Origin of the sequence: Nonomuraea sp. B1E8 (assembly GCF_039871515.1) — a bacterium.
Classification (GTDB): Bacteria; Actinomycetota; Actinomycetes; order Streptosporangiales; family Streptosporangiaceae; genus Nonomuraea.
Map to the genome: position 1 here is coordinate 91180 of NZ_JBDPLS010000019.1, position 26232 is coordinate 117411.

Genomic DNA, 26232 nt, shown 5'->3' on the forward strand with positions numbered 1-26232 from the left:
CCGCCGCGCCCGGGGTTCAGCGTGGGCGGCGCGGAGGGTGTCCCCGAGGGGCGCGCGCCGATGGTGGCCCGGGAAGGCGGGCGTCGCCGGGAGGCCGGTCGGGCGGTTGCCACATGCCACGCAGACGGCAAGGAGGAGATGGTCACACGCTGGGAGAGCGGGCAGGCGTGGCTTGAGCGGAGGGGGAGGGGACACCGGCGTGGCCCGAACTGGCACCCCGAGGGCGGCCGATGGAGTGTAGCTCTGATCAGGTGGTCAAGGCACCTGATAGGTCCAGGTCACGCCCCGCACCATGGCTGCTCCTTTCCAGCACGGCTCCACAACACCGCCCGCTCATGGACTGAGCGGGAGTTGGGTCCATATCAACGTATCGGTTCCCATCGCGCAACGCACACTCCGCAATTATTGTGTTACACATCGTTAGTGAGGGAGGAGATGCGATGGCGGCGACTGGTCACGCCTCGATCAAGTCTCATGACGGTGTGTCAACACTCGCTGGTCGATGGCCGTTGCTTGGGCAACGCCGCCCGCTTGTGATCTATCTGTGCGCGATCGTCGGTCTCGATCTCATCGCGATGGTGGTGCTCGGGGCGTCCACCTCGTTGCGGTGGCGGGATCTGCTGATGTTCTGCGCCCTCATGGGGTGCGGCGCGGTGTGCATCGAGGCGACCAGGCGTCTCGGCATGCCCGCGGGAGTCGCGCGAGACCTGCTGTCCGCCTGGTGGCTGCCCGTGGCGCTGCTGCTGCCGCCGGTCTACGCCCTCTTCTCGCCGATCGTGCTGCAGATCCTGCTGCAGGTGCGTGTGAGGGCGACGGTGCTCTATCGGCGGGTGTTCAGCTCGGCCGCCATCGGCCTGGCGGGGTGTGTGGCCTCCCTGGCGTTCCATCGTGTCGTCGACGACCCGTGGGCGCTGTCGCAGGGCGACGGCGGGCCGATCTTCTACGCGGTGGCGGCGGCCGCGCTCTTCTCGCTGCTCAACATCTCCCTGATCGCGATCGCCGCGCACACCGCCGACCCCGAGACACCCTGGCGCGAGGTGTTGTGGAACAAGGAGAGCCTGCTGCTCGACATCGTCGAGCTCTGCCTCGGCGTCACGGTGTCGATCGGCTGCGGCGTCAACCTGGTGCTGCTGCTCCTCGCGCTGCCGCCGGTGGTGCTGCTGCAGCGCAGCCTCCTGCACGCCCAGCTCCAGGCCGCCGCCCGCACCGACGCCAAGACCGGTCTGCTCAACGCGGCCGCCTGGCAGCGCGAGGCCGACACCGAGATCGTCCGGGCGCGCCGCACCGGCGACACTCTGGCGCTTCTGATCATCGACATCGACCATTTCAAACGTGTCAACGACGCCCATGGCCACCTGGTGGGCGATCAGGTGCTGGTGGGGCTGGCGGCCACGCTCCGCAGCCAGCTGCGCGACTACGACGTGGTGGGCAGGTTCGGCGGTGAGGAGTTCGTCGCGCTCCTGCCCGGGGCCGACATCCACGAGGCGCGCCGGGTCGCCGAGCGCCTGCGCACCCGCATCGGCCACATGGCCGTCCCCGCCGACGACGCCCTGATCAGAGTCACCATCTCGGTCGGCGTGGCGTTGATGAGCGTGCACGGCGACGACCTGATCGAGCTGCTGGCCGCCGCCGACCTGGCCCTCTACCGAGCCAAGGAGCTCGGCCGTGACCGCGTCTGCGTCCCCGTCATGCAGCCGCCCTCACGACCGCTCCCCGACGACCCCGCCCCGTGATTGCCGTTCCGGGCCGGGTGGTGGTGTGCTCGCGTTCGAGATCAGGCGTGCCGCCGTCCGGTCGCAGCGCGAGGACGTCGGCGGGCCGGCCGGGTGCCAGCCTGCGCGCCGGTCGGAGGGAGCGGCGGAAGCCTGGGCCAGGAGCCCCTAAGCTAGAGAGCATGCCGGAGTACATCTACACGCTGCAGCGCGTGCGCAAGGCGCACGGCGACAAGGTTGTCCTTGACGACGTCACCCTGTCGTTCCTGCCCGGAGCCAAGATCGGTGTCCTGGGGCCGAACGGCACCGGGAAGTCGACGCTGCTCCGGATGATGGCCGGCCTGGAGCAGCCGTCCAACGGCGAGGCGAAGCTCATGCCCGGCTTCTCGGTGGGCATGCTCCAGCAGGAGCCGCCGCTCAACGAGGAGAAGACCGTCCTCGGCAACGTGCAGGAGGGCGTCGCGGAGACGATGGCGATGCTCCAGCGCTACAACGAGATCGCCGAGCAGATGGCCACCGACTACAGCGACGAGCTGCTGGAGGAGATGGGCAAGCTCCAGGACCAGTTGGAGCACCGCAACGCCTGGGATCTCGACAGCCAGCTCGAGCAGGCGATGGACGCCCTGCGCTGCCCGCCGCCCGACGCCGACGTGACCAAGCTGTCCGGTGGTGAGCGCCGCCGGGTCGCGCTGTGCAAGCTGCTGCTCGAGGCGCCCGACCTGCTGCTGCTCGACGAGCCCACCAACCACCTCGACGCCGAGAGCGTGCAGTGGCTGGAGCAGCACCTGGAGAAATACGCGGGCACCGTGCTGGCCGTCACCCACGACCGCTACTTCCTCGACAACGTCGCCGGCTGGATCCTTGAGCTCGACCGGGGCCGCGCCTTCGCCTACGAGGGCAACTACTCCACCTACCTGGAGGCCAAGGCCCAGCGGCTCAAGGTCGAAGGGCAGAAGGACGTCAAGCGCAAGAAGCGCCTGGAGGACGAGCTGGAGTGGGTCCGCTCCAATCCGAAGGCCCGCCAGACCAAGAGCAAGGCCCGCCTCCAGCGCTACGAAGAGATGGCGGCCGAGGCCGACAAGCACCGCAAGCTCGACTTCGACGAGATCCAGATCCCGCCGGGCCCGCGCCTCGGCACCACGGTGATCAGGGCCGACGACCTCACCAAGGGGTTCGGCGACCGCCTGCTGATGGAGAAGCTGACGTTCGACCTGCCCCGCAACGGCATCGTCGGCGTCATCGGCCCCAACGGCGTCGGCAAGACCACGCTGTTCCGCATGATCACGGGCTCGGAGACGCCTGACAGCGGCTCCATCGTGGTCGGCGACACCGTCAAGATCTCCTACGCCGACCAGACGCGCGGTGGCATCGACCCCGGCAAGAACGTGTGGGAGGTCGTCTCCGACGGGCTCGACCACATCAAGGTCGGCAACGTGGAGATGCCGTCGAGGGCCTACATCGCGGCCTTCGGCTTCAAGGGGCCCGACCAGCAGAAGAAGGCGGGGGTGTTGTCCGGCGGCGAGCGCAACCGGCTCAACCTGGCGCTCACCCTCAAGCAGGGCGGAAACGTGCTGCTGCTCGACGAGCCCACCAACGACCTCGACACGGAGACGCTGTCGTCGCTGGAGAACGCGCTGCTCGAATTCCCGGGCTGCGCGGTGATCACCTCGCACGACAGGTGGTTCCTCGACCGCATCGCCACCCACATCCTGGCGTGGGAGGAGGGCTCGAACTGGTTCTGGTTCGAGGGCAACTTCGCCGACTACGAGAAGAACAAGATCGAGCGACTGGGCGCCGACGCCGCCCGTCCCCACCGGGTCACCTACCGGAAGCTGCACCGGGAGTGATCCGCCCGGACGGGGATCTGTAAGACGGGATCGGTCCGTAACGGGATCGGTCCGGAGAAGAGCTTCATCCTTTACGGCACAGCCAAGGTCACGCCATCCGCCGACCGTGGCTGGTGGCCTCCAGGGTGACGCCCGCTGACCCGCACGACGGGCCCGCCGTTACGGCGGGCCCGTCGGCCGTCTGGGTGGCGACACGGCAGGGATTCGGGTGTGTCTCTTGGGCATGTGCCGTCCGTGCTCTTCTGCCCGGGTGCGAAGTCAGCCGGTTGCGGCGTTTCGTGTCGCGCCTGGTGGCCGGCTCCGGACATCCCTGGCCGTGATGGCGCTCGGACGCCTGCCAAGGCGGTGCGAACCGCGACCGCTAGAATCGCATTCTAGGATCGCCCCACCTAAGGAGCCCCGCGTTGGATCTCGAACTCGACGGCCTCGACGTGTCCTTCGACCACACCGCCGTGGCCGCTCCCCGGATCAGGGATCTGCTGCCGATCTACCGCGACCTGCTGGGCGGCCGGCATCTGGGCGGCGGTGGCGACCACCGGATCGCCGGCTACCGCACGCTGCAACTCACGTATGCGAACGGCGGCAAGGTCGAGCTCATGGAGCCCTTGTCAGGCTCGGCGTTCTTCGACAGCTTCTTCGAGCTCACCAGAGGCAGGGGCGGCGTTCACCATCTGAACTTCCATGTCCGCGACCTGGACGAGGCGGTGGCCAGGCTGACCGCCCGCGGCTACCGCCTGCACGGCCTCAACACGGCCGACCCGCGCTGGCGTGAGGTGTTCCTGCACCCGAAGGAGGCGCATGGGGTGCTGATCCAGCTCGCCCAGCCGGGGCCGCGCCTTCCCGGCGACTCCCGTCCGACGCTCGAAGACGTGCTGTCGGGCCGGGGCAGGGACGGCGACGGCGTCCCGAGCCCTTGAAGGGCTGCCCGAACTGGATCTAGAGTGAGATTCTAGAACCAGATAGGGGAGCCGATGAAGCCGGTACCCAAGCCCACGCCCGAGACCCAGCCGTTCTGGGACGGCACGGCCGCGGGCGAGCTCAGGATCCAGCGTTGTCAGACGTGCGCGCGGCACTACTTCTATCCCCGGCCGAGCTGCCCCCACTGCGGCGGCGACCAGGTCGAATGGGTACGCGCCAGCGGCCGCGCGACCCTCTACTCGTACGTGATCAATCATCGGCCCGCCCCCGGTTTCGGGGACGATGCCCCCTACACGATCGCGGTGGTCGAGCTGGAGGAGGGCGTGCGCATGATGAGCAACATCGTGGGAGTCCCCGGCACCCCCGAGAACCTGCCGCTCGACATGGAGCTGCGGGTGGTGTTCGAGCAGCGGGGGGACGTGCACGTGCCCCTCTTCGAGCCCGCCGGAGGCCGCGGATGACCGTCGTGATCGCGGGCGCCGCCGAGACCGATGCGCTGGGCCGCCTTCCCTGCCACTCGACCATGCAACTCCACCTGGAGGCCGCAAGGAACGCGCTCGCCGACGCGAGCATGACGAAGGACGACATAGACGGCATCGCCACAGTCGGAACCCCGGGCCCGATCCAGATCGCCCACGCCCTGGGCATCACCCCCGCCTGGCTGGACGGCACGGGCGTGGGCGGCTCGTCGTTCCTCTTCCACGTACGCCACGCCGCCGCCGCGATCCGCGCCGGCCTGTGCCGGACGGTGCTGATCACCCATGGCGAGTCCGGCAGATCACGGGTGGGCGCGGGCCGCTACGGAATGGGCCCCGACTCGCTGATCGGCCAGTTCGAGCTGCCGTACGGGGTGGCGGGCCCGACGACGTCGTTCACGATCACGGCCCTGCGCTACATGAAAGACACCGGCCTGACGCACGAGCAGCTGGCGGAGGTCGCCGTGGCCCAGCGCCGGTGGGCCCATCTCAACCCGCGCGCCCTCTACCGCGACCTGATCACGGTGGACGACGTGCTCGCGTCGAGGATGGTGGCGTACCCGTTCCACCTCCTGGAGTGCTGCCTGGTGACGGACGGCGGCGGTGCCCTGATCGTCACGTCGGAGGAGCTGTCCCGCCGGCCGCCGGTCTACCTGCTGGGCTCGGGGGAGTCGGCGGAGTCCCCGATCATCTCGCAGATGGAGGACTTCACCACGTCGAAGGCGTTCCGGCTCTCGGGCGAGGCGGCCTTCGCCGAGGCCAAGATCGGCCATGACGACGTGGACCACCTCATGGTGTACGACGCCTTCGCCCACGTGCCGATCTACGGCCTGGAGGACCTGGGGTTCGTCGGCAGGGGAGAGGCCGGCGCCTTCATCGCCGAGGGCCACACGTCACCGGGCGGCCGCCTCCCTCTGAACACGAACGGCGGCGGCCTGTCGTACACGCACACGGGGATGTACGGCATGTTCGCCATCCAGGAGTCGGTGCGGCAACTGCGCGGTGAGGCGGCGGCCCAGGTGCCGGGGGTGGAGGTCGGTGTGGTGCTGGGGAACGGCGGCATGTTCGCCTCGGCCGCCACCCTGATCCTCGCCAACCGCCTCCCCTGACCCCGCCGTCCTCGCCGAGCGCCCGCCCTCTTCGACGCCACCTGCCTCGTCGAGCGCCCGGGCCCAGCAGCGCGAGGCGGTGTCACGGCGACCTCCAACCCTGGCGCGGCCCGCGACGCGAGATCATCCGGTCGGCGAGGACGGCCGGCACGACGGCCGCCGCCAGGCCGGCGCCGATCCACGTGACGGAGGTGATGCCCGCGCCGGCGTTGAGCGCCGCCCCGGCGAGCGCCGGGACGAGGCTGATGCCGAGCTGGAACGCGGAGACGGTGGTGGCCCCGGCAAGCGTGGGCGCGTCTGACGCGATGGTGAACACCCGCGCGTAGATGGCCGGGTTGAGTACGAAACCGGCGATCCCGAGCAGCAGGACGAGGGGGATGACGGCCGGCGCGTGCCGCGCGAGGACCGCGAGCAGGACGGAGCCGGCCAGGATCCCGGTCGCCCCGATGAGCAGTGCGCGAGTGGGCCACCGATCGGCGATCCGGCCTCCGATGGACAAACCGATGAAAGCGCCCACGCCGAACAGCGCGAGCACCGCGGGGACCCACACGCCGGGAATGCCGGTGACCTCGGTCAGGAACGCCGCCAGGTAGTTGAACGAGATCATGTAGGCGGCAGTGCTCAGGACGGTGGCGGCGTAGACCACCCACAACTGCGGTTGCCGCATGGTGCGAAGCTCGCGTCTGACGCTGGGCTCCTTGGCCGCGGTCGTCGCGGGCAACGTCAGGAGGGTCAGTACGGCCCCGGCCACGGTGAGGGCCACCACGCCCCAGAATCCGCCCCGCCAACCCGTGAAGTAGCTGAGCGACGCGCCCGCCGGGCCGCCGGCGATCATCGCGAGGCTGAGCCCGCTGACGACGACCCCCGAGGCACGTGCGGTGCGGTCCGGCGTGACGAGGCCGATCGCGGTGACGGCCGCCACCGCCCAGAACCCCGCGTAGGCGAGGCCGCAGAGGAAGCGGGTGGCCAGCAGCACCGGGTAGCTGCCGGTGAGCAGGCCGATCGCGACGGAGCCGGCGAAGACGGCCTGGGTGCCGATGAGCGTGGTCCGTCGTGGCCAGCGCAGTGTCATGACGGCCAGGGGAGGGCCGCCGATGACGACGCCCACGGCGAACGCCGAGATCAGCGCGCCGGCCGAGGGGAGCGTGATGCGCAGGTCGTCCGCGACCGCCGGCAGGATCCCCGCGATCAGGAATTCCGCGCTGCCCATCGCGAAGAGGCTGAACGCGAGCAGGTAGACACCGAGCGGCAGCCTCCCTCGGGTGGCCGTCTTTCGCGGCCGTGCCGTGTCCACGCTCATCCCGCGTCATCCCCTTTCCTCAGGGCCGGGACCACCTGCTGCTCGACGACGTGCCGGGCGGCCAGGTGTTTCCGGCAGGAATGACACCAGGTGGTCCAGAACCGGATCAGAACGGGGCGCTCGGGCCGGAGGACACGTTCGGCGAATGTTCGCTCGGTCACGGTGTCCACCGGGCTCCGGGTGGGTGCTGGCATGTGCGGAACTCCTTGTCAGGATGGCTTGGGGGTGGTGGCGGTCTGGGCGCGGTGCTGGTGGAGGGCGCGGTCGACGTCCTCGTCCGGCAGGTCGGTGTCGATGGCGAAGGCGGCGCTGATGACCTGGGCGTGTGGGATCGGCGGTGTTGCCCGCCGCCCGGACGCCGGTCCGACCGGTGGAGACCGGGCCGTCGAAACCGGCGGTGCGCCGCGGGTCCTTCGTGATCTTGACGATCACCTCCGCGTCCGATGATGCGTTCGCCAGTGCCGAACCGACAACTGGCGTTGCCATTTCTGGGACGAAGGCGGTGAGATAGGGACATGGACGGACAATCTGCGATCGCTGCCACGCTGGCCCAGGTCGGCTCCCGCCTCAAACGTGTGCGCACCTGGCGCGGCGTGACGCTGTCGGCGCTGGCCGAGGCCACCGGCATCTCCAAGAGCACGCTGTCGAGGCTGGAGGCGGGTCAGCGCCGCCCGAGCCTGGAGCTGCTGCTCCCGATAGCGCAAGCTCATGGGGTGCCGCTGGACGAGCTCGTCGGCGCGCCGGAGGTGGGCGACCCGAGGATCCGCTGCAGGCCCCGCGTCCGCGACGGCCGTACGGTGATCCCGCTGACCACTCAGCCCGGGCCGCTCCAGGCATGGAAGTCGATCATCCCGGCCGAGCAGACCCGGCCCGATCCGTGCACGCATGAGGGCTACGAGTGGATGTACGTCCTGTCCGGGCGCGTACGGCTCATCGTGGCCGGTCACGACCTGGTCATGGGGCCGGGTGAGGCCGCGGAGTTCGACACCCGCCTGCCGCACTGGTTCGGTCCCGCGGGTGAGTCTCCGGTGGAGGTCCTCAACCTGTTCGGGCGTCAGGGGGAGCGCATGCACATGCGGGCCAGGCCGCGCGCTCGGGAGGAGGCGTCGCTCTGAAGGGCAGGCCGCTTCCGGGGCGCGTCACGCAGCGCCCCGGCACGGCGGTGGCTGCACGCCGCTGCCCTCCAGCGTAGGTGGGACCGGGCTCCGGGCCGGCCCAGGGGCCGCGATCACTCCCCGATCAGGCCGAGCCTCGCGTGTCCCTTGATCAGGTTGCGCGCGATCGTGCGCCGCTGGATCTCGTCGGTCCCCTCGAAGATGCGCAGCAGCCGCAGCTCCCGGTACCACCGCTCGATCGGCAGTTCCTTCGTGTACCCCATGCCCCCGTGGATCTGCAGCACCCGGTCGACCACCTGGTTCGCCATCACGGCCCCGTTGAGCTTGGCGATCGACGAGGCGTGCCGCGCGTCCAGCCCTTCCCGCACCCGCCATGCCGCGTACAGCGTCAGCCACTTCGCCGCCTCGATCTCGACCTGGGAGTCGGCGATCATCCACTGGATGGCCTGGTACTCCGCGATCGCCCGCCCCATGGACTTGCGGATCTTGGCGTAGTCGACGGCCATCTGCACCATGCGCTCGGCGGAGCCGATGGCCCGGGCCGGGATCATGTAGCGTCCCTGCCCGATCCACTCCATGGCCAGCTCGAAGCCTCTGCCCGGCTCGCCCAGGATGTTCTCCTCCGGCACCCTTACGTCCTCGAACACCAGCGAGGCCGGTCCCCACTGCCCCATGGTGGGGATCGGCTCGGAGCGCCAGCCCATGTCCCGGTCCACGAGGAAGCACGTCACGCCGTACGGCTCGGCCACGGCGAACACCATGACGAAGTCGGCCTCGTTGCCGCCCGTGATGAAGGTCTTCTCGCCGTTGAGGACCCACTCGGCGCCGTCCCTGACGGCACGGGTGCGGATGTTGCGGGCGTCGGAGCCCGCTCCCGGCTCGGTGATCGCGAAGCAGGAGCGGCGCTCGCCCTCGATGGTGGGGAGCAGGTAGCGGCGTTTCTGCTCCTCCGTGCCGGCGTAGAGGATGTTGTCGGCGCTGCCGCCGAACGAGAACGGCACGAAGGTCCTGCCGAGCTCCATGGCGATGATCGCGGACATGACCGGGCCCAGGGCGGCGCCGCCGTACTCCTCGGGGGTGTTGATGCCCCAGAAGCCCGACTTTCTGGCCTTGGCCCGCAGGTCGCGAAGGGCGTCCGCGTCCAGCGCCGGGCGGCCCTCTCGCTCGTTGCGCAGGACCTCGGGCTCCAGCGGCATGACCTCCTTCTCCACGAAGGACCGTACGGTGTCGCGGATCTGGCGTTCCTCGGTGGTGAGCGAGAAGTCCACGGCCGCCTCCCGGAAATTTCTAGAATATTTCTCTAGGAAGAGGTTCTAGCCGATGAGGTTCCGTGTCAAGAATGAAATTCTAGAATTACGCGCGATAGGATGGCCTGCATGGCACGCAAGTCCTCGTGGGAGTGGAGCCGTACGGCCCAGACCCGCAAAAGCATGTTGCGGGCGGCTCGCGAGGTCTTCAGCGAGCACGGCTTCGCCGAGTCCAACGTCGCCGAGGTGGTCGCCCGCGCCGGGTCCAGCGTCGGCAGCCTCTACCACCACTTCGGCGGCAAGACCGAGCTCTTCCTGGCCCTCTACGAAGACCATCAGGCGGCGCACGAGCAGGCGTCGGCCGCCAGCGTGGCCAAGGCCAGGAAGTCCGGCGTCGACGACCCGGTCGAGCTGCTCATCGCCGGCGCCCGCGCCTACCTCGACGGGGCGTGGGAGCGGCGCGACCTGGTCAGGCTGTTCATCGACGGCGATGGGCCGCCGGGGTTCGAGCTGCTGCGCCGTACACGAGGCAGGGAGTGGGTACGCCAGAACGCCGTCCTGCTCGGGGCCGGCGGCGACGCGCTCGCCCGGTTCACCGTGGCGGTGCTGACCAGCATCATCGGCGAGGCCGCCCGCGAGGTCGCCACCTCCGACACGGAGGAGGAGGCCAGGGAGGTCATCGAGGCGGCGATGAAGCTGATCCGCCGCCTCGATCCCCTCAAGGACATCACCGACGACTGATCGTGGCGCGGCCCCGGTCGATCACCACGGTGCCGTCGTCCTTGGCGGTCCTGAAGTGCACGTCCTCGCCGTCCACCCAGATCGACACCGTGAGCGACTCCCCGGGGAAGACGGGGCTGGTGAAGCGCCCCGACATCGCCCGGAAACGGCCGGGGTCCGAGCCGGCCACGGCGTGCAGCAGCGCCCGCCCGCTCACGCCGTACGTGCAGAGCCCGTGGAGGATCGGCCGGTCGAAGCCCGCCCTGGCGGCGAACTCGGGGTCGCTGTGCAGCGGGTTGTAGTCGCCGGACAGCCGGTAGAGCAGCGCCTGCTCCGGCAGCGTCCGATAGGTCACCTTGTGGTCGGGCGCCCGGTCCGGCGGAGCCCACGCGTCGCGCGGCCCACGGTCGCCGCCGAACCCGCCCTCGCCCCTGATGAACACCGCGCTGCGGCTGGAGACGACCGGCTCTCCCGTGTCGAGGTCCACGGCCCGCGCCTCGGAGGTCACGAGCGCGCCCGAGCCCTTGTCGTAGATGCCGGTCACCTTCGAGGTCGTCCGCACGCCGCCCTCGGAAGGCAGCTCCCTGTGCAGCTCGAAGCCCTGCTCGGCGTGGACCAGCAGGGCCGGGTCGAAGTCGCCCAGCCGCCGCCCCGGCAACTGCGCGGCCAGCACCGCGAACGTCGGCAGCACCCGCTGCCCCTTCTCCGTGGTGAACTCCAGCTCCGAGGTGCCCGCGCCGACGCCGAGGGCGTACAGCATGGTGTCCCTGGCGGTCCAGGTGCGCTCGTGGGCGGGGCCCTCGACACCGACGATGGAGTGGTCGAGCGGCATGTCAGTCCTCCCGTCCGGGGATGCGGCCGTTGGTCATCGCGTTGGGCGCGGCCTTGTCGACCAGGGCGGGGATGACGCCGCCCAGCTCGGCAGGGTCCCACCGGGAGCCCTTGTCGACGCCCGGCCCCGCGTGCCAGCCCTCGGCGACGCTGATGGCGCCCCCGCGCACGTTGAACACCCGGCCGGTGACGCCGCGGGCCTCGGCGCTGGACAACCAGACCACCAGGGGCGCGATGTCGTCGGGGTCGGCGCCCGTGACGCCGGCGGGCATGAGGTTCTCGGTCATGCGGGTCAGCGCGGCGGGGGCCACGGCGTTCACGGTCACGCCGTAGCGCTCCAGCTCCTTGGCCGCGATGACGGTGAGGCCCGCGATGCCCGCCTTGGCGGCGCCGTAGTTGCCCTGCCCCGGGTTACCGTAGATGCCGGAGGACGAGGTGGTGTTGATGATCCGGGCATCCACGTGTTCGCCCGACTTCGCCTTGGCCCTCCAATAGGCGGCGGCATGGCGCAGCGGCGCGAAGGTGCCCCGGAGGTGCACCCTGATCACCGCGTCCCATTCCTCGGCCGTCATGTTGACGAGCATCCGGTCCCGCAGGATGCCCGCGTTGTTGACCAGCACGTCGAGGCCGCCGAAGTGGTCGACGGCCGAGCGGATCAGCCGCTCGGCGCCGTCGAAGTCGGAGACGTCCTCGCCGTTGACGACGGCCTGGCCTCCCATGGCCTCGATCTCCGCCACCACCTCGGCGGCCGCTCCGGACGAGCCGGTGCCGTCGACCGCGGCGCCCAGGTCGTTGACCACCACCTTCGCTCCTTGCCTGGCGAACTCGAGCGCGTGCCCGCGCCCGATGCCCCTGGCCGCACCTGTGACGATCACCACGCGGCCTTCGACGATCCCGCCCATCCGACACCTCGCTCCTCACTGGCTGACGAAATAAGATTCTAGTATGTAAATCTAGAAAGGACAGGCCCTTGCCGGCTGCGACCCCCTTAGGCCATGCGTGGCGGACATTATCGGTCGTGAGCCTGGCGAGCGTGCTGACCGGTCTCGGCGGCAGCGCGATGAACGTCGCCCTGCCCGAGATCGCCAGGCACACCGGCGCCGACGCGACGGCCGCGGGCTGGATCCTCCTCGGCTTCCAGTTGACCACGACCGTGCTCATGGTGGTGTTCGGGCGGCTGGCGGATCTGTTCGGCCGGCGCCGTCTGTACCTGCTCGGGCTGGCCACGTACACGGTGGCCGCGCTGCTGGCGGGCCTGGCGCCGAACGCGTGGGTCATCGTGGCCATGCGGGTGGTCCAGGCGGCGGGGGCGGCCATGCTGCTCACCAACAGTGCCGCCCTGGTCAGCGACGCGTTCCCGCGCGAGCGGCTGGGGGAGGGCATGGGGGTCTACGTGGCCTCGTTCTCGATCGCCGGGCTGATCGGGCCGACGCTGGGCGGGGTGCTGGCCGACGGTCTCGGCTGGCGCTGGGTGTTCTGGTTCAACGTGCCGATCGGGGTGATCTGCCTGGTGTGGGGCGCGCTCGTGTTGCGCAGGACCGTCCCCGACCGCCGCGACCGCGGGCTCGACCTGCCCGGGAGCGTGCTCGTGCTGGTCACCCTGGGCGGGCTGCTGCTGGCGCTGTCGGAGTTCACCCGGCTCGGCTGGGGGCACCCTGTGGTGATAGCCGGGCTCGCATGCTTCGCCGTGGGGCTGCCGTTGTTCCTGGTCAGGGAGCGGCGGGCCGCGCATCCGGTCGTTGACCTGGGCCTGTTCCGCGACCGGGCCTTCTCCTTCGGCACGCTCGCGTCGTTCCTCAACGCCGTCGCGCGTATGGGCATGGTGTTCCTCGTCGCCCTCTACTTCCAGGCGGTGCGCGGCGACGATCCCGTACAGGCGGGGCTGAAGGTGCTGCCGCTGGCCGTCGCGGCGATGACCGCGTCGGTGGTCTCGGGCTTCCTGCAGCGCCTGATGAGCGCCCGCACCCTGGCCGTGGCCGGGGCCTCGGTGACCACGTGCGGGCTGGTGGTCATGCTGGTGGTGATGTCCTCGACCATGCCGTACGCGGCGGTGGCGGCGGGGCTGGTGCTGATCGGGCTCGGCTCGGGCGTGTTCATGCCCTCCAACACCACCGCCATCCTGGACGGCCTGCCCTCGGCGCGGCTCGGCATCGTCAACGCCATGCGGCTCATGCTGCAGAACACGGGGAACGTGGTGGGCACCGGCCTCGTCCTGTCGATCATCACCGCGCCGCTTCCCGCCGCGCTGCACGAGCAGGTGTTCGCGGGCACGCTCTCCCACCTGCACGGCGGCGCGGTCGAGCAGCTCGTGACCGGCTACCGCTGGGCGCTCGCCGCCATGGCCACCGTCTCCGTGCTGACCGTGCTCGCCTGCCTGGCCCGCCGCAGATCCTCCTGACCGGGGCAGGTACGGTGACTGACGTGGTTGAACGCACTGCGGCCCAGCGCCACCGCTACCCCCGAACGGTGAGATTCGCCGACGTCGACTCCCAGGGGCACGTGAACAACGTGCGCTTCCTCGACTACCTGGAGGACGCCCGTTTCGGCATGTTCCACATCGATCCGCACAACGCGGGTGACGAGCCGTTCAAGGGCCTGGTGGTCACCCGGCACGAGATCGACTACCGCCGCCCGCTCGGCTTCCGCGCGGAGCCGGTGAGCGTCGAGACGTGGGTGACGGAGATCAGGCCGGTGCGCTTCACCCTCGCGTACGAGATCCGCGACGACGACGCGGTCTACGTCACCGCCACGTCCGTGCTCGCGGCCTACGACGTCGAGCGGGCCGCCCCGCGCAGGCTCTCGGAGAGCGAACTGGCGTACCTCAAACGTTTCTCCGCATGAAACGCTGGCTGATGCTGGCGCTGGGGGTCAACGCCCACGCGAGCGTCACGCTGGGGCTGTTCGGCCTCCCCCTCGTCATTCCTGAAATAGAGCGACATTTCGGCGTTCCGTTGGCCGTGGCGGGGATCATGGCGAACGCGCCGTCCCTGGGTGTCCTGTTGGCGCTCGTGGCCTGGGGCGCGCTGGCCGACCGGCACGGCGAGCGGGTGATCCTGGGCACGGGCGTGGGCCTGGCCGCCGTGTTGTTCGCCGCCGCCGCGTTCGCCGGCCAGATCTGGGCGGTGATCGGGCTGCTGGCCCTGGCCGGGGCCGGGGGCTCGGCCGCGATGGTCGGCGGCGGGCGCATCGTGCTGCGCTGGTTCGAGCCGCCGGAGCGCGGCCTCGCCATGGGGCTGCGCCAGGTCTCCTTCACCCTCGGCATGGCCGCCGGGGCGTTCGTGCTGCCGCCCGTCGCGCAGGCGCACGGCCTGGCCGGCGTGCTGTTCGTGTGCGCCGGCACGAGCCTGCTGGCCGCCGTGCTGGCGGCGATCTTCCTGGCCGAGCCGCCGCGGGCGATCTCCGGATCAGGCGCGGCGCCGCAGGGCTCGCCGTACCGGCAGCAGGCGTTGTGGAGGGTGCACGCCACCAGCGCCCTGCACGTGCTGCCGCAGATCGTGGTCAGCACGTACGGCGTGACCTGCCTCGTACGCCTGTACGGATGGGACGAGGTGGCGGCCGGGCGCCTGTTCGGCGTGGCGGCGATCGCCGGGGCCGGGGTGCGCATCGCGGCCGGCCGCTGGTCCGACAGGGTCGGCCTGCGCATGCGGCCCCTGCTCCTGATCACGGTCTGCAATCTGGGCGTGATGGCGCTGCTGGTGACCGGTACGCTCTCGGGCACCTGGCTCGGGCCCGCCGCGCTCGCGGTGGCCGCGGTGATGACCGTGGCCGGCAACGGGCTCGCCTACCTGACGGCGGGCGAGCTCGCCGGGCCCACGTGGGCGGGCCGGGTGCTCGGCACCCACAACACCGTCCAGAACGTCGTCTCCGTCGTCGTCACGCCGATGGCCGGCGTGCTGATCACGAACATCGGCTATTGGGCCGCCTTCGCCGCAGGGCTGGGAGGCGCGCTGCTCTCGCTGCCCGTCATCCCCTTTCGCGGCGAGGACGGCGAGCGGTTATGACGTGCGGCGCAGCCACACGGCCGTGTCAGGCGGCAGCAGGTCGCCCCTCAGCGGCCCGCTCGCCAGCAGCACCTCGTCGTGCTCCGGCAGGCGCACCGGCCGGGGGCCGCAGTTGAGTGCGCAGATCAGCGGCCCGCGGGTGAAGAAAAGCACTCCTTCGGGAGACTTAAGCCACTCCAACGTATAAGGAATGGATCGCGCCAGGTCACGGCGGCAGGCCAGGGCCCTGCGGTAGAACTCGAGCGTGGATCCGGCGTCCCCTGTCTGCTTCTCGACGCTCAGCTCCGCGAACGTGACCGGCTGCGGCAACCACGGCCGCACCCCGCCGGGCGCGAACCCGTGGGAGGGCGGATCGACCGTCCACGGGATCGGCACCCGGCACCCGTCACGCCCGGGCAGCTCGCCGTTCGACTGGAAGAAGATCGGGTCCTGCCTGGCCGCGTCGGGCAGATCGCTCACCTCGGGCAGTCCCAGCTCCTCGCCCTGGTAGAGGTAGGCCGAGCCGGGCAGCGCCAGCATCGTGAGCACCGCCGCCTTCGCCCGCGCCAGCCCGGTGACGGGGTCGTCGGGCGCGTACCGGGTGCGGTGGCGTACGACGTCGTGGTTGGACAGCACCCACGTCGCGAACGGGACGGCGGACAGCGTGTCGTCGATCACCTTCCGGAACGCCGCCGCCGACCAGGGCGCCTGCAACCAGGCGAAGTTGAAGCTCTGGTGCAGTTCGTCGGGCCGCACGTAGAGTGCGAGGTCCTCGGAGCTGTCGGTCCACACCTCGCCGACGGCCATGCGCTCGCCCGGATAGCCGTCCAGAACCCTGCGCCAGTCGCGGTAGACGTCGTGCACCTCGGGCCGGCCCCACACCGGTGAGGTTCCCTTGAACGACTGGTCGCCGACGTCGGGCAGCCCTTCCGCCTTGTAGAGCCCCATCGCCACGTCGATGCGGAACCCGTCGACCCCGCGGTCCAGCCAGAACCGCAGGATGTCGAGGAACTCCCTGTGCACCTCGGGGTTGCGCCAGTTGAAGTCGGGCTGCTCCGGCGCGAACAGGTGCAGGTAGTGCTGGCCGTCCTCGACCTGCGTCCAGGCGGGCCCGCCGAAGGTGGACTGCCAGTTGTTGGTCCGGTCGCGGAAGAGGTAGCGCTCGCGGCCCTCGCCGCGCAGCGCCGCCTGGAACCAGGGGTGGGCGGAGGAGCTGTGGTTGGGCACGATGTCCACGACCACCCGCAGCCCGTGGTCGTGCGCGCCCGCGACCAGCGCGTCGAAGTCGGACAGCGTGCCGAACAGCGGGTCGACGCCGCGGTAGTCGGCGACGTCATAGCCGCCGTCGGCCATGGGCGAGGGGTAGAACGGCGTCAGCCAGATGGCGTCCACCCCCAGATCGCGCAGGTAGGGCAGGCGCTCGCGCACTCCGGCCAGATCGCCGACGCCGTCACCCGAGGCGTCGGCGAAGCTGCGAACGTAGATCTCGTAGACGACGGCATCACGCCACCAGGGGATATCCATGTGGCGTGTCATGCCCCGTTACGTGGGTGAGTTCACCAGGCTGTGGGCCGCGTAGACCAGATAGTCCCAGAGCCGGGTCTCCAGCTCCTCCGGCAGGTCGAGCGAATCGACCGCGTCGCGCATGTGCCGCAGCCAGGCGTCGCGCTCGGTCTCGCCGATCACGAACGGCATGTGGCGCATGCGCAGGCGGGGGTGCCCGCGCTGCTCGCTGTAGGTCTTGGGGCCGCCCCAGTATTGGATCAGGAAGCCCCGCAGCCGATCTTCCGCGCCCGTCAGGTCGGGCTCGGGATAGAGCGGCCGCAGCACCGGGTCGTCCGCGACCCCCTCGTAGAAGCGCTGAACGAGGCGCCGGAAGGTCTCTTCGCCCCCGACGGCGTCGTAGAAGGAGGTCTCAGTCACGCTCACCAGCCTAGGGTGTGCCTCGTGTGGTGGTGCATCGCGCTCACACCGCGACCATGGTGATGCCCGCGTCGTCGAGGGCCGCTTTGACCCTGATGCGCATCTCCCTGGCCACCTCGGCCTGCTCGTTGGGCAGCGTCTTCACGGTGATGCGGAACACCACCGAGCTGTCGGAGAGCTGCTCCACGCCGAACACCTGCGGCTGCTCCACGATCTTGGTCTCGCGCAGCTCGGGGTCGGCCCAGACCTCCTCGGCCAGGTGCTCGAGCAGCACCCGTACGCTGACGATGTCGGCGTCGTAGGCCACCGGCACGTCGACGTAGGCCCGCGACCAGCCCTGCGACTCGTTGCCGACCCTGGTGATCGTGCCGTTGCGGACGTACCAGACGCGCCCGTCGGCGTCGCGCAGCCGCGTGATGCGCAGGGTGACGGCCTCGACCGTGCCGACCGCGGAGCCCACGTCGATCACGTCACCCACGCCGTACTGGTCTTCGAGCAGCATGAACATGCCGGCGATGAAGTCTTTCACCAGTTCCTGCGCGCCGAAGCCGATGGCCACGCCGAGAATGCCGACGCTCGTCAGCAGGGGAGCGATCGGGATCGTCAGCCGGTCGAGCACGGTCAGCACCGCGGTGCCCAGGATGACGATCGAGGCGACGTGCTTGAGCACCGAGCCCATGGTCTCGGCCCGCTGCTTCCTGCGTTCGCGGAGCAGCGCGTCGATGCTGTCGGTGGCGGCGCCCTTGCGGAAGCGGCTGGCGATGGAGCTCTTCGCGGCCGCGCGGAGGACCACCCTCGTGATCATCCGGTGTGCGATCTTCCGGAGCACGATCGCCAGCATGATGATCAGCACGATGACGATCGCGCTGGCCGCCATGGGGGCCCATACCGCATTGTCGAACATCCCGACGAGGGTAGAGCAAACAGGATCCTTGGTACAGATCCCGGCCATGTCCTGGACGACCTTCTCCGGATCCGGCAGCCCGCTCGATGGTGAGGCGGGCGGTGGCGACGGCGTCACCAGCAGTAACAAAGGTGGATCCCCCTCCAGAAGCGGTTCAGTCGGGCTCTTTGGACCGTTGCGATCCAAAATACCGCCGACCGAACCGCCCGCCGTCACATCACGCCGGGGAAGACGGGGTCGTCGGCTCTCTGGGCCGCGGAGGGAGAGAGCGACGCTCCGATGACGGACGGCTCGGCAAGGGACAGGCACCCGGAAGCATGTCCCGTACCGGTTCCGGGAGGGATCCCCCCCAACACCCGCCCGGCGGACCGGGAGGGTGGCTTCGCGGGTACGGCGTGCGGGCCGTACCGGCCGCAGTCAGATGTGAGGTCAGAACCGGCGGAGTGGCCAGGACCCCACAGGTGCGGGACCCTCCGCACCGGTCACTCCGCCGGCCCTGTGATGCCGCCGTGGATGCGGTGCGCCGTGGTGGCTGCGCTCCACCCGGCCCACCGCGTCGATCATTCCGCCACGGCGGCCAGCACGCGGGCGACTTTCGTCGCGGCACCGGCCGGGTCGTCGGCCGTGTGCATCCGTTCGCCCCAGGACCAGCAATACCACCAATCCGGCATATCGGACACAGTGGCCGGCCTGCAGGTGACGTTCTCGGACAGGCTGGTCGCGTTCGGGTTGATGACCCGTACGAACCTGCGACCGCTCTGGCTCTGGACCACTCGTGCGAGCAACCCGTGAGCGCCCAGTTCGGATACGAGTCGCTCCAGGTGCTCGAAGTCGTCGTCCCCCACCGTTAGTCCTCCCTACCAATCGCCGCTGGTGGGCCAAAGATGTCTCATGTCAACGGTGAACGCAACGAGCTTGAGCGGCTACAGGCAGTTGCTCTTCTCCCGAAGGGGGGAAGAAACAGCCCCGGGGAGGACGATCCTTAACCGTAGGTCGGCGGAAGGCGTTTTCAAACCTGTCGTCTCTGGTTCATAGTCATGGGTAGGCGCACAGCGATCTGAGAGCTACGCTGAGTCACCAGTTGCGGACCGGTCGAGACGTGTTTGGAAGGGGCCGGGATGTCCGGCAGACAGCACAGGGAAACCGAGATCGCCCGGCGGATCAGGGCCAAGGGCCTGGCCGCCGGGCGCACGTCGGCCCAGATCGCGGATGAGATCCACGAGGCTTGCGCGTCGCAGTTCAGCACGACCCGCATCAAGGCGCACCGGTTGTCCTACGGGATCGCCTTGGCCGATGTCATCGAGCAGGTCAGGGCCCTGTTCGAGCGCGACTCCAAGCCGACGCCGGGCATCGGCGAGACCCTGCTCTCGGCGTACGAGAGCGGGCTGAAACGCCCGGGGCCCGAATACCTCCACTACTTGTGCACGGTCTACCGCGTCGAGCCCGCCGCCCTCGGCTACGACGGGCCCTGCATCTGCGGCCACGGCCACGCGCACCGGGCGGCGGGGGCACTCGGCGGCTCCGAGTCCAAGGACCCGCCGCCGCTGCTGCCGACGGAGCGTGAGCTCAACATCCAGCCCATGGTCACCGAGCCTGAGGCGCAGGAGGACGAGAACATCCTCCGGCGCACGATGTTAAATCTGCTCCACACCGACACGAACCTCAACACAGCCCTCGACGGGGTCATGCTCGGAGCGTGCGAGGGCATCAGGCGGCGCATGGACGAAACCCTCGTCTCGGCCACGGTGTCCGCCGCGATGCTCGACCAGTGGGAAGAGGCGACGCTCAGCTTCGGCCGCCAGTACACGACCACGGCCCCCCTGAGACTGCTGTGCGACGTGCTGCTGGAGCTGAGCGCGGTCCGTACGGCGATGTCCCGCCGCCAGCCCATCGACCTGCAGGAACGATTGTGCAGGATGGCCGCCCAGCTGTCCGGGCTGAGCGGCATGATCATGATCAACCTCGGCGACCACCGTCTGGCCCGCTCGTTCTTCCGTACCGGGCGCACCGCGGCCGACGAGACCGGCGACCGCGCGTTGCGCGCCTGGATCACCGCTCGCGAGTCGCTCGTTCCCCTCTATTTCGGCGACGCCCGCGAGGCGCTCACCCTCGCCAAGAAGAGCCGCGACCTGGCTGGCTCGATGCCGTGCGCCGCGCAGGCCATGGCGCCGGTCGTCGAGGCCAGGGCACTGGCCATGATGTCGGGGGCCGACAGCAAGAAAGAGGTCGTCGACCAGGCCAAACGCGCGCTAACGAGGGCGCGCAGCGCCTTCTCCCACCTGAAGAGCGAGGACCAGGAGGACGTCGCCTTCGGCTACACCGAGAAGCAGCTCTACTTCTACCAGGGCGACGTGCTCACCAAGCTCGGTCAGACGATCGAGGCGGAGGTGGTGCTCGGCCAGGCGCTCACCAAATACCAGGACCACATCCTCGACCAGACGCTGATCAGGCTCGACCAGGCCCAGTGCCGGCTGATCGACGGCGACGTCGAAGCCGCACTGGCGATCGGCACCAAGGCGCTGCGCCTGGTGAGCGACGAATATCTCACCGACTTCATCGTGCGGCCGGCGCTGGCGCTCGAGCAGGCGATCGCGTCCCGCGACGCCAACGCCCCAGGGCTCGAGGGCTACCGCGCCGAGTTGCGGCGATCGCGAGCCCAGCTGAAAGGGGGCGCATGAAACTGAAGATCCGGCGCTATCGGTGGTCCGATCTCGACACCGTCCTCACCCTCCACCAGATCTGCCTGGCGCAGGTGGGCCTGGTGCCCGGCGACGGCGTCTACTACGACGACGATTTCCCCCGCATCCAGGAGATCTATCTGGCCTGCGGCGGCGACTTCCTCGTCGGCGAGATCGACTCCCGGGTGATGGCCATGGGCGGGCTGAAACCCGTCGACACGTACACGGCCGAGATCTGCCGGCTGCGTGTCCATCCCGATGTCCAGCGGCGTGGCTTCGGTGAGGCCATGCTCGTCACCCTGCAGCAGCGAGCCGTGGAGCTCGGCTTCGAGCGCGTCCGAGGCGACACCACGCTCAACCAGGAGGCCGCTCTGGCGCTCTACGCGCGCCAGGGGTGGCGCGAGCTCTCCCGGCACCAGGTGGGCGCGCTCGTCGTGGTCAACGTCGAGAAACTGCTCACCACGGGCGTGCCCCTCGACCGCTAGCACCCCCGCTCGTCCGGCGGCCCCACCCATCCCCCTCCGGGGCCGTACCCCTCCTTGGGTGACCTTCCCCGCACTTCCGGCGCTTCCGGTGTGTCTTTTCCGCCGGCTCACCTCGTCACGCAGAGTGACGTACGGCAGTCTCGTGAAGCGGACGATTTGCGGATGATCAGACCGACGATTCTGTCGGCGACGACCGGCTCCCGCTGTCGCGGATAAGGAAGTACGAACCCGCGGGTGAGGCTCTTAACACCGAGTTGTAGAGGACCCTCACCGGCTGCTGACTGTACACCTGCGGCTGCGAATAGTAGTGAGATGCTTTTGGGCATGGCAGTCTTGCCCGCTCCCCGCCCCCTCCTGGGAGCTGTGCTTCTGTTGTTCGTCAGCGCCGCCTGGGGGTCGGCCTTCCCGCTGATGAAGGATCTCATCGGCCGTATACCGGTCGAGGATCTGCTCGCTGAGCGTTACGTCCTCGCGGCGCTGACGCTGCTCGCCATCAGGCCCGGCTGCCTCGGGGGCCTTCCACGGGTGACGTGGGTCTACGGAATCATCCTCGGGGTCATGTTCGGGGTCGGGCAGGTCGGGCAGGCGGTCGCCCTGCACGGGCTGCCGTCGGCGGTGTCCGGGTTCGCCGTGGGCTGCAGCGTGGTGATCACGCCGATCCTGGCGCTCATCCTGCACAAGACGAGGGTGCCGCGGCGCATCTGGGCCGGGGTCGTGCTCGCGCTGGCCGGCATGACGGTGTTCACGCTGCTGCAGGAGATGGAGGAGCACGAGGTCTCGGTGCTCGCGCTCGGCGTCACGCTGGCCGCCGCCGCCCTCTACTCCGGCCACACGCTCCTGCTCGCGCAGCTGTCCAACCGCGGGGTGGGTTTCCACGCGTACGCGCTGACCGTGATCCAGTTGCTCACCATCGGGCTGCTCACGGGCGGATACGCCGTGCGCGACGGGATCGTGCTGCCCGCCGGCCCGCACGACTGGTCGGTCCTGGCGCATCTGTCGGTGGTCTCGTGCGCGCTGGGCTTCCTGGCCCGCTCGTACGGCCAGGCGCACGTGCCCGCCGTGCCCAGCGCGATCCTCATGTCGTCGCAACCCGTCTGGGTGGCCGCGATCGCCGTGATCTGGTTCGACGAGGCGATGGGCCTGAGCATGGTCGTCGGGGGCGCGTTGATGGCCGGGGCGATGTTGCTCGCGCTGCCGGGCAGGTCCGCCGCCCTGCGTCGCGGGCGTGGCCATCGCGATCTCCTCGCGGACGCGACCAGAGTCGCCGCCAGAAGGCTCGCCGACCTGAGGATCAAACGGGCCGATCCACTGCGGCTGGACGGCGCCCCGTCGCCGATCATCGCCAAGACCGCCTGTGAGGACGTCGCGTCGTGTCCCTGGCACACCCGCTCGCTCAAGGGCGGGGGCGAACCGAGCCTGGAGCGGCTGATCGAGCGGGCCACCCTCATCGTCAGGGCGCGCAACCTGCCCAGGCCCGGCTGCTGCCAGTCGGTCACGCTGCTCGGCAAGTGCCTGTGCGACTTGATGGAGCAGTCGGAACGGACGCGTGCCACAGGATTGCACCGCTGGTTTCGCTCCCAATAGGTTACACATACCAATCAAAAGGCAAGTGCTTTTTATCCGTTAATCCACCACTTATTCTGCCTGAACCTTGATATTCGGTGGGGTGCCCTAATAATGGGGGATTATCCCCGAGTGGAGAGGTGCATCATGAAGCGCATCATCGTCCGCAAGTCTGGCACCGTGAGACTCGCGGGGACCTCCAGCGTCATTCACAAGGGGTGACCGGGGCGAGGTCCCACCACAAGGTTCCGGGCGAACCATATGTCCGGGCAGGGCTCGCGCGACTGCTGATGCCGATGATCGACGGGCACCGGCGGCCGCGTGGCCCGTACACCGTCGCCGCCGCGCTGTTGCGGCACCTGGTGCCGTCCGCTCTGGAACGCTCCAGCGACCTCGTGGCGGCGTACGACATCGAGATCAGGGCGGCCGCGCCCGAGCTGGCCGGGATCGTGCCGGCCGTGCGAGTGACGATCGACGCGGAGCTGTCCGAGGAGGAACGTATCCTCGTGCCCGCGCCCCGGCGCACGCTGCGGCTGGCCAACGGGCTCACGGAGTTCTTCCGCGCCGCCGTGCCTCCCGGGCGGGCGCTCGTGGTGAGCAACGCCGCCGAGGCCGATGCCACGGACGTCGAGCTGCTCGAGGTCATGATGCGGCGGATCTCGCCCGCCCTGCTGGAGATCACGGTGTTCTCCGGCGGGCCGCCGCAGCCGCCCGACGACCGCGACGCCGACGAGCTGCGGGACGTCGTGGACCGGTGCGTGCGGGAGGGTTTCCTGCACGCCGTCACCGAGCTGGGCGAGCTCGGCATGTCCCGCACCGAGCCGGGCAGCGCGCTCTGGTGGCACTTCGCCCAGCGTACGGCGACCGCGCTGGCCGGGCTCGACCGCGCCGCCGACGCCCTCGCGGTGTGGGAGCGGGTGCGCGAGGTCAGCCAGGATCCGGCGATGCACGCCGCCGGCGCCTACGGCACCGCCATGCTCGACGCCCGCCACCGCGACCCCGCCCGCCGCGACCTGGTCAGGGCCAGGAAGTGGGTCAACGAGGCGATCGCCATCTCCACGCTTCTGCCCGACCCCCTGGAGCGGGCGTTCAAGCTCGGCTTCGACCGCAACGGCCTGGCACTGATCGAGCTGCGGCACGGCCGGCTCCACACCGCGCTGTCGCTGGTCGAGTCGGCCATCGAGCTGGCGGGCGAGCTGAGGGAGCGGCACCCGCTGCACCGGATGGTGCTCCTGGCCAACCGGGCCCAGCTGCTGGCCTCGCTCGGGCGTACCAAGGAGGCGCTGGAGGACTACGCCGCCGCGATCGCGGTGGACCCGGCCTTCCCCGACCACTACCTGGAGCGGGGGAACCTGCTGTTCGGGCTCGGCCGGCACGAGGAGGCGCTGGCCGACTTCGAGCAGGCCATGCGGGCCGGCCCGCCGCTGCCCGAGGCGCACTACAACCGGGCCGAGCTGCGTACCGTGCGGGGCGACGTCGAGGGGGCGCTGGCCGACCTGGGCCGGGTGATCGAGCTCGACCCCGCGTACGTGGACGCCTACATCAACAGGGCCGGGCTGCTGGCCGCCTCCGGCCGCGACGACGAGGCCAGGGGAGACGTCGAGGCCGGGCTCGCGCTGGCGCCGGGCAACCCGCACCTGCTCACGGTGCTGGGCCAGCTGGAAACGGCGGCAGGGCGGCTCGCCGAGGCCAGGGTGGTGCTGGACCTGGCCGTCGAGCGGGCTCCCCGGCTGGCGGCCGCCTGGGGCAACCGGGGGGTGCTGCGCTTCACCGCCGGAGACGTGGAGGGCGCGGCCGAGGACCTGTCGCGGGCCATCGAGCTCCAGCCGCAACCCGACCTGTACGCCAACCGGGCCGTCGCCCTGCGGGCTCTGGGGCGCGACACCGAAGCGGAGGCGGACGAGCGCCGGGCCGTCCTGCCGTCCTGATGGGACGATGGGCTCATGACGGGGCGTGTGGGCCGGGCTGCCGCGGTGTGCGCCGCGCTCGGGGTGTTGTGGTGGGCCACCGTGCGCCTGGCGTGGGCGGGTGTGGGCTGCGACGACTGGGGATGCCTGGCGCCGGCCATCGGGGTCGTCGTCCTGATCTCGCTGGGCCTGCTCGCCTGGTCGGCCCGCGCGCTGGAGCGGGTCGGCGTGCGGCCCGGGCGTCGGGTGGCGCTGGCGGCGGCCGGGGTGCTGGTGGCCTTCCGGCTGGCCGGAGAGTCACTGCCGTCGTGGACGTCGTCGTTCGCGCACGTCCTGGCGGCCGCGCTGGCCTTCGGCGGGGCGGGGGCCGTGGGGGCCTTCGTGACGGAGAGGGGGGTGGCGCGGCGGTGGCGGGTGGCCGCCGTGCTGGCGGTGGTCGCGCTCGTTCCCGTCGCGCTGGCCGTGGCGGTGGTGCGGTCCGGCGCCTGACCCGTCGCGCGGCCGCGTGGCGGTCAGATGCGGAGCAGGGTCTTGCCGGTTACTCCGCGCGCCTCGATGGCGGCGTGCGCCGCGGCGGCCGACTCCAGGGGGAACGTCGCACCGATGATGGGCCGCAGGCGCCCGGCGGCGGCCAGCGTGAGCGCCTGCCGGGCCAGCTCGCGCATGTCCGTCGCGGGCCAGGCGACCGCCGTCACGCGGGGGTCGGGCTTCGTCATCGGGCCGCCCGCCATGCCGTACACGCTGATCCTGCCCCCGTCCTTGAGCAGTTCCTGCGCGGCCGCGCCGGTCTCGCCGCCGACGCCGTCGAAGACCACGTCCAGCCCGCCGGTGGCCGCGCGGACCAGCTCCGTCCAGCCTGGGTCGGTGTAGTCGACGGTCAGCTCGGCCCCCAGGCCGGCCGCGAGGTCGCGCTTGGCGGCGCTGCTCGCGGCGCCGACGACGCGGGCTCCGGCGTCGCGGGCGAGCTGCACGAGCAGGCTCCCCACGCCACCGCCCGCGGCCTCCACCAGCACCCACTCGCCGGGCCGGGGCGCCGCGGCGCGCGCCAGGCCCACCGCGGTGCGCCCGTCGGCGAGCAGCGCCACCGCCGCCTCGGGCGACAGGCTCTCCGGGATGGGGATGAGGTCGCCGGCTCCGGCCACCGCCAGCTCCGCGTAACCTCCGTAACCGCCGAGCGTGCTCACCACCCGCGTGCCGGCCAGCGCGGGGTCGACGCCCTCGCCGGTTGCCTGCACGGTGCCCGCCACGCCGTTGCCCAGGATCGCGGGCAGCTCGGCCGGCCGCGGCCCGCGTCCGCCCCGCACCTGCGTCTCCACGAACGTGATGCCCGCCACCATGACTTTGATCAGCACCTGCCCGGGCCCGGCGACCGGATCGGGCATCTCCTCCAGGACCAGTGCCTCCGGCCCTCCGCACTGCCGCACCACCACTGCGCGCATGCCACAACCTCCCTTAATCGGAGCGATTCGCTCCGACTAGTGTACCGGAGTAGGTCGCTCCGGAATATTCTGGACGCC

24 protein-coding genes and 1 pseudogene are annotated in these 26232 nt (G+C 70.4%); 15 read left to right on the top strand and 10 right to left on the bottom strand.

Annotated features, from left to right (window positions below; translation table 11 throughout):
- Window positions 1–533 precede the first annotated feature (533 nt).
- The 5 genes from ABGA98_RS41070 (at window position 534) to ABGA98_RS41090 (ending at window position 6062) form a co-directional block, all read left to right on the top strand.
- On the top strand, window positions 534–1733 hold the full coding sequence (locus tag ABGA98_RS41070) for a GGDEF domain-containing protein (protein WP_347623894.1): 1200 nt from the start codon (window positions 534–536) through the stop codon (window positions 1731–1733).
- A 161-nt stretch (window positions 1734–1894) separates the two neighbouring features.
- Window positions 1895–3559: an energy-dependent translational throttle protein EttA gene (gene ettA, locus ABGA98_RS41075; protein WP_347623895.1), complete on the top strand. Its 1665-nt coding sequence runs from the start codon at window positions 1895–1897 to the stop codon at window positions 3557–3559.
- 404 nt (window positions 3560–3963) lie between these two features.
- Window positions 3964–4476: a VOC family protein gene (locus ABGA98_RS41080; protein ID WP_347623896.1), complete on the top strand. Its 513-nt coding sequence runs from the start codon at window positions 3964–3966 to the stop codon at window positions 4474–4476.
- 54 nt (window positions 4477–4530) lie between these two features.
- Complete coding sequence (locus ABGA98_RS41085; protein ID WP_347623897.1) at window positions 4531–4938, top strand: Zn-ribbon domain-containing OB-fold protein; 408 nt, start codon at window positions 4531–4533, stop codon at window positions 4936–4938.
- On the top strand, window positions 4935–6062 hold the full coding sequence (locus ABGA98_RS41090; RefSeq protein ID WP_347623898.1) for a thiolase: 1128 nt from the start codon (window positions 4935–4937) through the stop codon (window positions 6060–6062). Before ABGA98_RS41085 ends, ABGA98_RS41090 begins: the two co-directional genes overlap by 4 nt.
- An 82-nt stretch (window positions 6063–6144) precedes the next feature.
- Here the strand turns inward: ABGA98_RS41090 and ABGA98_RS41095 are convergent, their stop codons facing one another.
- Both ABGA98_RS41095 and ABGA98_RS41100 read right to left on the bottom strand, forming a co-directional pair.
- Window positions 6145–7362, bottom strand: coding sequence for a Cmx/CmrA family chloramphenicol efflux MFS transporter (locus ABGA98_RS41095; RefSeq protein WP_347623899.1), 1218 nt, complete (start codon window positions 7360–7362; stop codon window positions 6145–6147).
- On the bottom strand, window positions 7359–7556 hold the full coding sequence (locus tag ABGA98_RS41100; RefSeq protein ID WP_347623900.1) for a thioredoxin domain-containing protein: 198 nt from the start codon (window positions 7554–7556) through the stop codon (window positions 7359–7361). Before ABGA98_RS41100 ends, ABGA98_RS41095 begins: the two co-directional genes overlap by 4 nt.
- A 321-nt stretch (window positions 7557–7877) precedes the next feature.
- Here ABGA98_RS41100 and ABGA98_RS41105 point away from each other — a divergent pair, with 321 nt between their 5' ends.
- Window positions 7878–8477, top strand: a complete 600-nt coding sequence (locus ABGA98_RS41105) for an XRE family transcriptional regulator (protein WP_347623901.1) — start codon at window positions 7878–7880, stop codon at window positions 8475–8477.
- A gap of 113 nt (window positions 8478–8590) precedes the next feature.
- On the opposite strand, the gene ABGA98_RS41110 is transcribed toward ABGA98_RS41105, so the two are convergent.
- Window positions 8591–9745, bottom strand: coding sequence for an acyl-CoA dehydrogenase family protein (locus tag ABGA98_RS41110; RefSeq protein WP_347623902.1), 1155 nt, complete (start codon window positions 9743–9745; stop codon window positions 8591–8593).
- A gap of 108 nt (window positions 9746–9853) precedes the next feature.
- Here ABGA98_RS41110 and ABGA98_RS41115 point away from each other — a divergent pair, with 108 nt between their 5' ends.
- A complete protein-coding gene (locus ABGA98_RS41115; protein WP_347623903.1) occupies window positions 9854–10465 on the top strand; it encodes a helix-turn-helix domain-containing protein in 612 nt (203 codons plus the stop codon).
- On the opposite strand, the gene ABGA98_RS41120 is transcribed toward ABGA98_RS41115, so the two are convergent.
- Both ABGA98_RS41120 and ABGA98_RS41125 read right to left on the bottom strand, forming a co-directional pair.
- Window positions 10452–11276: a MaoC/PaaZ C-terminal domain-containing protein gene (locus ABGA98_RS41120; protein WP_347623904.1), complete on the bottom strand. Its 825-nt coding sequence runs from the start codon at window positions 11274–11276 to the stop codon at window positions 10452–10454. The genes ABGA98_RS41115 and ABGA98_RS41120 overlap by 14 nt on opposite strands.
- A 1-nt stretch (window position 11277) precedes the next feature.
- Window positions 11278–12177: an SDR family oxidoreductase gene (locus ABGA98_RS41125; RefSeq protein WP_347623905.1), complete on the bottom strand. Its 900-nt coding sequence runs from the start codon at window positions 12175–12177 to the stop codon at window positions 11278–11280.
- A 116-nt stretch (window positions 12178–12293) separates the two neighbouring features.
- On the opposite strand from ABGA98_RS41125, the gene ABGA98_RS41130 reads away from it, so the two are divergent.
- The 3 genes from ABGA98_RS41130 to ABGA98_RS41140 are packed head-to-tail and all read left to right on the top strand — an operon-like array spanning window position 12294 to window position 15276.
- A complete protein-coding gene (locus ABGA98_RS41130; RefSeq protein ID WP_347623906.1) occupies window positions 12294–13673 on the top strand; it encodes an MFS transporter in 1380 nt (459 codons plus the stop codon).
- A gap of 14 nt (window positions 13674–13687) precedes the next feature.
- Entirely contained in the window at window positions 13688–14116 is a 429-nt protein-coding gene (locus tag ABGA98_RS41135; protein ID WP_347623907.1) for a thioesterase family protein, read from the top strand.
- The gene (locus ABGA98_RS41140) at window positions 14113–15276 is read left to right on the top strand and encodes an MFS transporter (protein ID WP_347623908.1); all 1164 of its coding nucleotides are present in this window, start codon (window positions 14113–14115) and stop codon (window positions 15274–15276) included. Before ABGA98_RS41135 ends, ABGA98_RS41140 begins: the two co-directional genes overlap by 4 nt.
- Here the strand turns inward: ABGA98_RS41140 and ABGA98_RS41145 are convergent.
- The 4 genes and pseudogenes from ABGA98_RS41145 to ABGA98_RS41160 all read right to left on the bottom strand — a co-directional run bounded on the left by ABGA98_RS41145 (window position 15271) and on the right by ABGA98_RS41160 (window position 18927).
- On the bottom strand, window positions 15271–16779 hold the full coding sequence (locus ABGA98_RS41145) for a glycoside hydrolase family 13 protein (RefSeq protein ID WP_347623909.1): 1509 nt from the start codon (window positions 16777–16779) through the stop codon (window positions 15271–15273). The two genes, ABGA98_RS41140 and ABGA98_RS41145, sit on opposite strands and share 6 nt — an antisense overlap.
- Before the next feature lie 24 nt (window positions 16780–16803).
- Window positions 16804–17178: pseudogene (locus tag ABGA98_RS41150) on the bottom strand (globin); the annotation flags it as partial.
- 43 nt (window positions 17179–17221) lie between these two features.
- On the bottom strand, window positions 17222–18082 hold the full coding sequence (locus tag ABGA98_RS41155) for a mechanosensitive ion channel family protein (RefSeq protein WP_347623910.1): 861 nt from the start codon (window positions 18080–18082) through the stop codon (window positions 17222–17224).
- Window positions 18083–18642: 560 nt separating this feature from the next.
- Window positions 18643–18927, bottom strand: coding sequence for a hypothetical protein (locus tag ABGA98_RS41160; protein ID WP_132604302.1), 285 nt, complete (start codon window positions 18925–18927; stop codon window positions 18643–18645).
- A 273-nt stretch (window positions 18928–19200) separates the two neighbouring features.
- Between ABGA98_RS41160 and ABGA98_RS41165 the strand changes: the two genes are divergently transcribed.
- The 5 genes from ABGA98_RS41165 (at window position 19201) to ABGA98_RS41185 (ending at window position 25204) form a co-directional block, all read left to right on the top strand.
- Window positions 19201–20760: an XRE family transcriptional regulator gene (locus tag ABGA98_RS41165; protein WP_347623911.1), complete on the top strand. Its 1560-nt coding sequence runs from the start codon at window positions 19201–19203 to the stop codon at window positions 20758–20760.
- Window positions 20757–21245 carry a GNAT family N-acetyltransferase gene (locus ABGA98_RS41170; RefSeq protein WP_347623912.1) on the top strand — a complete coding sequence of 163 codons (489 nt, stop codon included), beginning with the start codon at window positions 20757–20759 and terminating at the stop codon, window positions 21243–21245. The genes ABGA98_RS41165 and ABGA98_RS41170 overlap by 4 nt, the downstream gene beginning before the upstream one ends.
- A 363-nt stretch (window positions 21246–21608) precedes the next feature.
- A complete protein-coding gene (locus ABGA98_RS41175; RefSeq protein ID WP_347623913.1) occupies window positions 21609–22829 on the top strand; it encodes a DMT family transporter in 1221 nt (406 codons plus the stop codon).
- Between the two features lie 275 nt (window positions 22830–23104).
- On the top strand, window positions 23105–24736 hold the full coding sequence (locus ABGA98_RS41180) for a tetratricopeptide repeat protein (RefSeq protein WP_347623914.1): 1632 nt from the start codon (window positions 23105–23107) through the stop codon (window positions 24734–24736).
- A gap of 15 nt (window positions 24737–24751) precedes the next feature.
- On the top strand, window positions 24752–25204 hold the full coding sequence (locus ABGA98_RS41185) for a hypothetical protein (protein WP_347623915.1): 453 nt from the start codon (window positions 24752–24754) through the stop codon (window positions 25202–25204).
- 23 nt (window positions 25205–25227) lie between these two features.
- Here the strand turns inward: ABGA98_RS41185 and ABGA98_RS41190 are convergent, their stop codons facing one another.
- On the bottom strand, window positions 25228–26154 hold the full coding sequence (locus ABGA98_RS41190; protein ID WP_347623916.1) for a zinc-binding dehydrogenase: 927 nt from the start codon (window positions 26152–26154) through the stop codon (window positions 25228–25230).
- Window positions 26155–26232: the final 78 nt, after the last annotated feature.